This window comes from uncultured Aquincola sp., from assembly GCF_964001545.1.
Classification (GTDB): domain Bacteria; phylum Pseudomonadota; class Gammaproteobacteria; order Burkholderiales; family Burkholderiaceae_C; genus Aquincola.
Window position 1 is genome coordinate 1 of sequence record NZ_CAXFDV010000066.1, and the last position, 8,079, is coordinate 8,079.

Sequence of the window (8,079 nt, forward strand, 5' to 3'; positions counted from 1 at the left end):
AAGGCATGGCCCGCGGGCAGCCGGCCCACCCATTGCAGCCGCGCGGGCGGCACGCCGGCCGCGACGTAGAAATCGCGGGTGGCGGCCATCACCGGCGGCTTCACGGTTTCGTCATGGGTGCCGCTGAACAGGTAGATGCGCTGGGCGGCCAGCCCCGCCGCGGGATCGATCTGGCCCAGCGCGGCCTGCATCAAGGCCGCGCCCCAGGAAGCGCTGCCCACCGGCGCACCGCCCATGCACCCCTCGATGCCGCCGTTGACCGGCAACCAGGCACACAGGTAGGGCCCGCCCGCGATGACGGCGACACCCCGCACGCTGGCCGAGAAGGCCACGCCGTACTGCACGGCCATGAAGCCGCCCGACGACAGGCCGGAGACGGTGGTGCGGTTGGCGTCCGCGTGCAAAACCGGCAGGTCGTCAGCGGCGCGTGCTGCGCCAGCCGCCGCCAACGCCAGCAGCAGGGCGGCCAGCAAGGGCGCGCGCCTGGCCAGGCGCAGCCAATGCATTGGCGGGTGGGGCCAAGAGTTGTTGCGGTGCAGCATGGGCCGCAGCATCCTGCGGTGCCGGCCGCCGCGCATCCATCAAAGTGTGGATGAGGCCACCTGCGCGAGCGATACACCGCTGGACTGGCCCACGCGGGCCGCCGGCCCGGCCAGCCAGGCCCGGGCTTCGGCGCGGCCGGCATCGCGCAGGCGCTGCAGAAAGGGCAGGTGGGCGATCAGCCGCGTTTCGCCATGCAACGCGGCCAGCGTGGCCTGGCCGTCCACCAGGTGCCAGCGGGCGCGTGCCAGGCGGCCGGCCAGGCCGGGCTGCGGCCACCACGGCTGGCCGAGGGCGGACTGCATCTCATGCAGCAGCGCCAGCTCGCGCAGAAAGGGCGCCTGGAAGGCGATGTCCATGGCCCGCTCGCGGATCTCGGCGGCGCTGCGCGGTGTGCTGGCGTGGCTGCGCGGGGCCAGCAGCACCAGCAGTGTGTCGGGCGCGCAGGCCCGGTCTTGCAGCAGCGGCAGCAGCGCGGGGTTGGCGCTGTAGCCGCCGTCCCAGTAGGGCTGGCCGTCCACCAGCACCGTGTGGTGCAGCGTGGGCAGGCAGGCCGAGGCCAGCACCGCCTCCACGCTGAGCCGCGGGCGCTCGAACACCTGCAGCCGGCCGCTGTTGACCTCGGTGGCGGCGATCTTCAGCCGCGGGCCGCGGTGTTGGGCGCGCAGGCGCTCGAAGTCCACCTGCTCTGCCAGCACGTCGCGCAGCGGGTTGCGGTCCAGCGGGTTGAGCTGGTGCGGCGCAAAGGCCTGGGTCCAGCGCATCAGCAGCCGGGCGGCCGGGCTCAGGCTGGGCGACTCGTCGGCGCCGGTGGTCAGCCATTCAAAGGGCAGGTGGCTGCCGATGGCGGTCCAGAAGCGGTCGAGCGCGGCGCGGGCACCGTCGGTGCCGCCGGCCATCAGGCCCTGCGCCAGCACCACCGCATTCATCGCGCCGGCGCTGCTGCCGCTCAGCGCCTGCAGCGTGAAGCGGTCGGCTTCCAGCAGCGCATCGAGCACGCCCCAGGTGAAGGCGCCGTGGGCGCCGCCGCCCTGCAGCGCCAGGTTCAGCGGTGTTCTTGCGGCGCCGCGCCGCCATGTCAACAACGAAGACAAGCCCATCGGCCCAGCATGCCACGCGGGTGTGGCAGCCGGCCCGCCGGCACCCCCCTCCTAGAATCGGGCCGATGCAAGACGACCCGCTGCTGCGCAACCTGAACCCTGAACAACTGGCCGCGGTGACGCTGCCGGCCCAGCCGGCCCTGATCCTGGCCGGTGCCGGTTCGGGCAAGACCCGCGTGCTGACCACCCGCATCGCCTGGCTGCTGCAGCAGGGCGCCATCACGCCCGGCGGCGTGATGGCCGTCACCTTCACCAACAAGGCCGCCAAGGAGATGATGACGCGGCTGTCAGCCATGCTGCCCGTCAATGTGCGCGGCATGTGGATCGGCACCTTCCACGGCCTGTGCAACCGCTTCCTGCGCGCGCACTGGAAGCTGGCCGGCCTGCCGCAGTCGTTCCAGATCCTGGACACGGCCGACCAGCTGTCGGCGGTCAAGCGCATCGTCAAGGCGATGAACCTGGACGAAGAGCGCTACGTGCCCAAGCAGCTGAGCTGGTTCATTGCCGGCAGCAAGGAAGAAGGCCTGCGCCCGCGCGACGTGCCGGTGCGCGACGAGCACACCCGCAAGATGGTGGAGGTGTACCAGGCTTACGAAGACCAGTGCCAGCGTGAAGGCGTGGTGGACTTCGCCGAGCTGATGCTGCGCACCTATGAGCTGCTGCGCGACAACGACCCGCTGCGTGCGCACTACCAGCACCGTTTCAGCCATGTGCTGGTGGACGAGTTTCAAGATACCAACCGGCTGCAGTACGCGTGGCTGAAGATGTTCGCGCCCCCGGGCAACGGTCAGGGCGTGTTCGCGGTGGGCGACGACGACCAGAGCATCTACGGCTTCCGCGGTGCGCTGGTGGGCAACATGGCCGACTTCGAGCGCGAGTACCGCGTCGAGCGCGTGGTCAAGCTGGAGCAGAACTACCGCTCCTTCGGCAACATCCTTGACGCTGCCAATGCGCTGATCGCCCACAACAGCCGCCGCCTGGGCAAGAACCTGCGCACCGATGCCGGCCCCGGCGAGCCGGTACGCGTGGTGGAAAGCACCAGCGACTTCGGCGAGGCGCAGTGGGTGCTGGAAGAGATCCAGCAGCTGCACCGCGGCGGCCTGGCGCGCAAGGAAATCGCGCTGCTCTACCGCAGCAATGCGCAGTCGCGGGTGATCGAAAGCGCGCTGTTCAATGCCGGCATTCCGTACCGCGTGTACGGCGGCCTGCGCTTTTTCGAGCGGGCCGAAGTCAAGCATGCGCTGGCCTACCTGCGCCTGATCGAGAACCCGAACGACGACACCAGCTTCTTGCGGGTGGTCAACTTCCCGGCCCGCGGCATCGGCGCGCGCACCATCGAGCAGCTGCAGGATGCCGCCCGCGGCACCGGCCGCAGCCTGTACCAGAGCGTGGGCGCGGTGGGCGGCAAGGGCGGCAGCAACCTGGCGGGCTTCGTCGGCATCATCGAAGGCCTGCGCGAGCGCACCCGCGGCCTGACGCTGCGCGAGATCATCGAGCACATGCTGCAGGACGCCGGCCTGATCGACTTCTACCGCACCGAGAAGGAAGGCCAGGACCGCATCGAGAACCTGGAAGAACTGGTCAACGCGGCCGAAGCCTTCGTCACGCAGGAAGGCTTCGGCAAGGACGCGGTGGCGCTGCCGGTGGACGAGCATGCGCCCGGCACGCTGAGAGGCGATGCGCCCGCACCCGGCCCCGACCTGACGCCCGATGCCGAGACCGGCGAGATCGTCTCGCCGCTGGCCGCCTTCCTCACCCACGCGGCGCTGGAGGCCGGCGACAACCAGGCCCAGGCCGGCCAGGACGCGGTGCAGCTGATGACGGTGCACTCGGCCAAGGGGCTGGAGTTCGATGCGGTGTTCATCACCGGCATGGAGGAGGGCCTGTTCCCGCACGAGAACGCGCTGAGCGACAGCGACGGCCTGGAAGAAGAACGGCGGCTGATGTATGTGGCCATCACCCGGGCGCGGCAGCGGCTGTACCTCAGCTTCAGCCAGACCCGCATGCTGCACGGCCAGACGCGCTACAACGTCAAGAGCCGCTTCTTCGAGGAGCTGCCCGAGCATGCGCTGAAGTGGCTCACGCCCAAGCAGCAGGGCTTCGGCTCGGGTTTTGCGCGCGAATACCAGCAGGCCTGGCAGCGCGGCAGCGGCTTCGGCTCGATGGTGGGCGCGGGCCGCGTGGCCCCGGCGCCGCCACCGCTGGTGCCCAAGGCACCCAGCCATGGCCTGCGGGTGGGCCAGTCGGTGTTCCACACCAAGTTCGGCGAAGGGTTGATCCTGACGCTGGAAGGCCAGGGCGACGATGCCCGCGCGCAGGTGAACTTCGGCCGCCACGGCATGAAGTGGCTGGCGCTGTCGGTGGCCAAGCTCACGCCGGTGGATTGACCGGTTCCAGCCACCGCAACAGCAGCCCGTACAGCGCCGGCGGGTCCACCGGCTTGCTGATGAAATCGTCCATGCCGGCAGCCTGGCACTGGGCGCGGTCTTCGGCAAAGGCGTTGGCGGTCATCGCGATCACCGGCAGCGTGGCCGAGGGCAGCTGGCGGCGGATGGCGCGGCAGGCGTCCAGGCCGTCCAGCACCGGCATCTGCATGTCCATCAGCACCAGGCGGTAGCCACCTTGCAGCGCCATCGCCACGGCCATGTCGCCGTTGGTGGCCACGTCCACCAGCAGGCCCGCTTCCTCCAGGATGGCCTGCGCCACCTCGGCATTGACGGGGTTGTCCTCGGCCACCAGCACCCGCGTGCCGGCATGGCGGCGGCGCAGCGCCTCTTCCGCATCGCCCTCGGGCCGCGGCGCCGCGGCATCGACGTCGGCCGCTGAACGCTGCAGCCGCGCCGTGAACCAGAAGGTGCTGCCACCGCCCGGCCGGCTGGTGGCGCCGGCCTCACCGCCCATCAGCGTGGCCAGCCGGCGGGTGATGGCCAGGCCCAGCCCGGTGCCACCGGCGCGCCGCGTGCGGGCGCGGTCGGCCTGCTCGAAGGGCTCGAACAGGCGCGGCATGGCCTCGGGGTCGATGCCGGTGCCGCTGTCTTCGACCTCGAAGCGCAGCAGCGCGCTGCGACTGTCTTTTTCCAGCAGGCGCGCGCGCAAGGTCACGCTGCCGCGGTCGGTGAACTTGATGGCGTTGTTCGCGTAGTTCAACAGGGCCTGCTGCAGCCGCGTGGGGTCGCCCAGCAGGTCGCGCGGCATGTGTTCCACCTCGCTGTGCAGCCGCAGTTGCCGCGCGTCCGCGCGCTCGCCCAGCATCGACAGCACGTTGGACACCATGGCCTCGACCCGCAGCGGCACCGCTTCCAGCGTCATCTTGCCGGCTTCGATCTTCGACAGGTCGAGCACGGCATTCAGCACCTCCAGCAGGTGGCGGGCCGCCACTTCCAGCTTGAGCAGGCGGTCGGCCTGCCGCGGGCTCAGGTCCTCGCGCCGGATCAGGTGGGCCATGCCGATCATCGCGTTCAGCGGCGTGCGTATCTCGTGGCTCATGTTGGCCAGGAAGGCGGTCTTGGCCAAGCTGGCGGCCTCGGCGCGCTGGCGCGCCTCGGCCAACTGGGCGGTGCGGCGCTCCACCGTCTCTTCCAGCTGCTGGCGGTGGGCGTCCAGCGCCTGCTGGGCCTGCCGGCGGTCGGCTTCGCGGTCGAAGTTGTCCAGCGCAAAGCTGACGTTGGCCGCCAGGTCCACCAGCAGGTGCTGGGTTTCGGGGTCGAAGGCCTGGGTATCGCCGGCGCAGATGGTCAGCGCAGCCACCACGCGCCCGCCACGGCGCACCGGCAGCGTGGCCAGGGCCTGCAACTCGGCCTGCCGGGCCGCGCCTTGCCAGGCCTGGGCGGGTGCGTCGGCGGGCAGTTGCTGGCACCACAGCGGCTCGCCGCTGCGCAGAGCCTGCTCGTCGGGCGCCTGGCCGGCGGTAAGGGTGGAGGTGCCGGCCGCCAGCAGGCGCTGCGGCAGGTCCGCGGGCTCGCCGGCCTGGGCCTGAAGCTGCAGGCGGCCATCGGCATCGGCCAGGCTGACCCAGGCCAGGCGCATGCCGGCCGCTTCGACGATGGCGTCGCACACCGCAGCGAACAGCGCGGCCTGGCTGTCGCTGCGCGCCACCGCTGCGTTGCACTGCGACAGGCAGCGGTAGAAGCCAGCCTGCCGCACGACCTTGGCTCGCGCAGCCATGGTGTCGGTGACGTCGAGCGCCACGCCGTCCCAGAAGACGGCGCCGTCCGGGCGGCGCTGCGGGTGCGATCGCACGTCCAGCCAGCGCACGCTGCCGTCAGGCAGCTTGAAGCGCTGCGTGGCGTGGAAGTCGGTCAGCTGGGCGGCGCTGCGGGCCTCTTCCTCGGCGTAGCGCGGTTGCATCTCGGGCGCCAGCATCGCGAACAGCGGGCTGGCGTCCCGCATCACGTCGGCCGGGGACAGGCCGAAGGTGCGCTGGATGCCGCTGCTGACATGGTCGAAGCGGCGGTGGCCATCGGCCAGTGTGTAGCGGTAGAGGAAGCCGGCCGGCAGGTTGTCGCCCATCAGCCGCAGCTGCTGTTCGCGCTGCTGCAGGTCGGCCGCGCCGGCCCGGTGGTCTGCCTCGATGCGCTGGGAGTTGATGCTCACCAGCGTCAATGTCACCAGCTGCACCGACAGGATCTGCGCCAGCGCGTACACGCTGCCGAAGCTCTTGAGGGTTTCGAAGGCGGTGCTGACGTCGGCCAGCTCCTGGGCCGCGCGCACCAGCGTGATCAGCACGAACAGCAGCAGCCACAGCGCCAGCAGCCGGTCGTTGGAGCCGAAGTAGGGCGGGCGCCGCCACAAGGTGACGGCCACGGTGGCGCTGTTGATAGCGGCCGAGAAGAGGCAATAGCAGACGATGCGGGCGGCCAGCTGTCCGGCGTCCAGGCTCAGGTAGCCGAAGGGCAGCAGGAACAGCAGCGCCACCGTCGCCTCCAGCGCCGGGCCGACGCGCCAGCCGCGGAACCGCAGCATGCCGCGCAGCAGCATCAGGTGGCCGGCCATCAGCACCGCATTGCGGCCGACCCGGGTGGCCCACGTGGCGGGCAGCACGCCGGGCACCAGCAGCGCCGCGCCCAGCGCCAGGCAGGCGATGCCGCCCGTCCAGAAGCCGAAGCCGGGGTAGGTCTTGCGGGTGCACAGCACCACGGCCATCACCACGGCGGCTGCCGAAGACAGCAGCGCGTTGGTGATCAACAGCGTGGTCGCATCCACAGTGGAGGTCCCTGATCCCGGTTGGAGATGCATCGTAAGGCGCCCTGCGGCGGGGGCGCCAGGGCCCTGGCCGCGGACCGCCCACCGGGCTCGCCCAATTGGTTGCTTTACGCACGCATTCGTGCGCGCAACGTGGCTTCACATGGGCACGATCGTTGCGTTCTGCCGGCACCTGCCCGTGTGACGGTCTTCCTCGTGGTGAGGCGCCGGCGCGGGTGGCAGGAGCAGTACCCGATGACCCGAACCCCCGACTCCACGTTCTTCGCAGGCCGCCGCCGCTGGCTGGCCCTGGGCAGCAGCAGCCTGATGCTGGCCGTGCTCGCCGCCTGCGGCGGCGACGACGATGGCGTCACCCTCGACCCCAACCGCAAGCCCTTTCCGCTGGTGGAAGCCACGGTGGCCCAGTTCCACGACGCGATGAGCAAGGGCCAGGTGTCCTGCCGCGACATCGTGCAGGGTTACCTGAAACGGATATCCGCCTACGACAAGGACCCGAGCGCCGCTTTTCCGAACAGCCCCGCGCTGCGCAGCGTGATCCTGGCCAACCCGCAGGCGCTGGCCGAGGCTGATGCGCTGGACCAGCGCTACTTCGGCAGCGGTCGCCTGGCCGGCCCGCTGCACTGCGTGCCGGTGATCGTCAAGGACAACGTGGACACCGGCGACATGCCCACCACCGCCGGCTCGCTGGCGCTGGCGGCCAACCAGCCGCCCGACGACGCCTACATCGTCAAGAACATCAAGGCCCAGGGCGGCATCGTCATCGGCAAGGCCAACCTCGACGAGTTCGCCTTTGGCTTCGGCGGCAACTCGGCGCTGGGCGGGCGCGTGGCCAATGCCTACATCCCGGCCAACAGCCCGGGCGGCTCTTCTTCGGGCACCGGCACCGCGGTGGCGGCCAGCTTCGCGATGATCGGCATCGGAACCGACACCGGCGGTTCGGTGCGCGTGCCCTCGGCGGTGGAGGGCCTCTTCGGCATCCGGCCGACGCTGCGGCTGGTCAGCCAGGACGGCATCGTGCCGCTGGCCCATTCGCAGGACACCGCCGGCCCGCTGTGCCGCGCAGTGGCCGACTGCGCCCTGCTGCTCGACGCGATGGTGGGCTACGACGCCAGCCCCTTCAGCGGCCAGCGCAGCGCCAAGGCCTATGACGCGCCGCTGGTGGCCAATGCATCGGCCTACGCCAGCCTGACGCAGGTGCCCAAGAGCTACACCGCCGAGCTGAAGGCCGATGGCCTGA

At 70.8% G+C, this 8,079-nt stretch carries 4 protein-coding genes and 1 pseudogene; 2 read left to right on the top strand and 3 right to left on the bottom strand.

What is annotated here, in order from left to right; translation table 11 throughout:
* Both ABNT58_RS02365 and ABNT58_RS02370 read right to left on the bottom strand, forming a co-directional pair.
* Positions 1-473 (bottom strand): annotated as a pseudogene (locus ABNT58_RS02365) (hypothetical protein); the annotation flags it as partial.
* 108 nt (positions 474-581) lie between these two features.
* Complete coding sequence (locus tag ABNT58_RS02370; protein WP_348751910.1) at positions 582-1,640, bottom strand: patatin-like phospholipase family protein; 1,059 nt, start codon at positions 1,638-1,640, stop codon at positions 582-584.
* A 65-nt stretch (positions 1,641-1,705) separates the two neighbouring features.
* Here ABNT58_RS02370 and ABNT58_RS02375 point away from each other — a divergent pair, with 65 nt between their 5' ends.
* A complete protein-coding gene (locus tag ABNT58_RS02375; protein WP_348751911.1) occupies positions 1,706-4,027 on the top strand; it encodes a UvrD-helicase domain-containing protein in 2,322 nt (773 codons plus the stop codon).
* Here ABNT58_RS02375 and ABNT58_RS02380 read toward each other — a convergent pair.
* Positions 4,011-6,842 carry an ATP-binding protein gene (locus tag ABNT58_RS02380; protein ID WP_348751912.1) on the bottom strand — a complete coding sequence of 944 codons (2,832 nt, stop codon included), beginning with the start codon at positions 6,840-6,842 and terminating at the stop codon, positions 4,011-4,013. The two genes, ABNT58_RS02375 and ABNT58_RS02380, sit on opposite strands and share 17 nt — an antisense overlap.
* Before the next feature lie 234 nt (positions 6,843-7,076).
* On the opposite strand from ABNT58_RS02380, the gene ABNT58_RS02385 reads away from it, so the two are divergent.
* On the top strand, positions 7,077-8,079 hold a 1,003-nt coding region (locus ABNT58_RS02385; protein ID WP_348751913.1), incomplete at its 3' end, for an amidase family protein.

Bases quoted from the DNA above. Each gene is read 5' to 3' on its own strand.
- ABNT58_RS02370 (WP_348751910.1), bottom strand. From the start codon at position 1,640: ATGGGCTTGTCTTCGTTGTTGACATGGCGGCGCGGCGCCGCAAGAACA.
- ABNT58_RS02375 (WP_348751911.1), top strand. From the start codon at position 1,706: ATGCAAGACGACCCGCTGCTGCGCAACCTGAACCCTGAACAACTGGCC.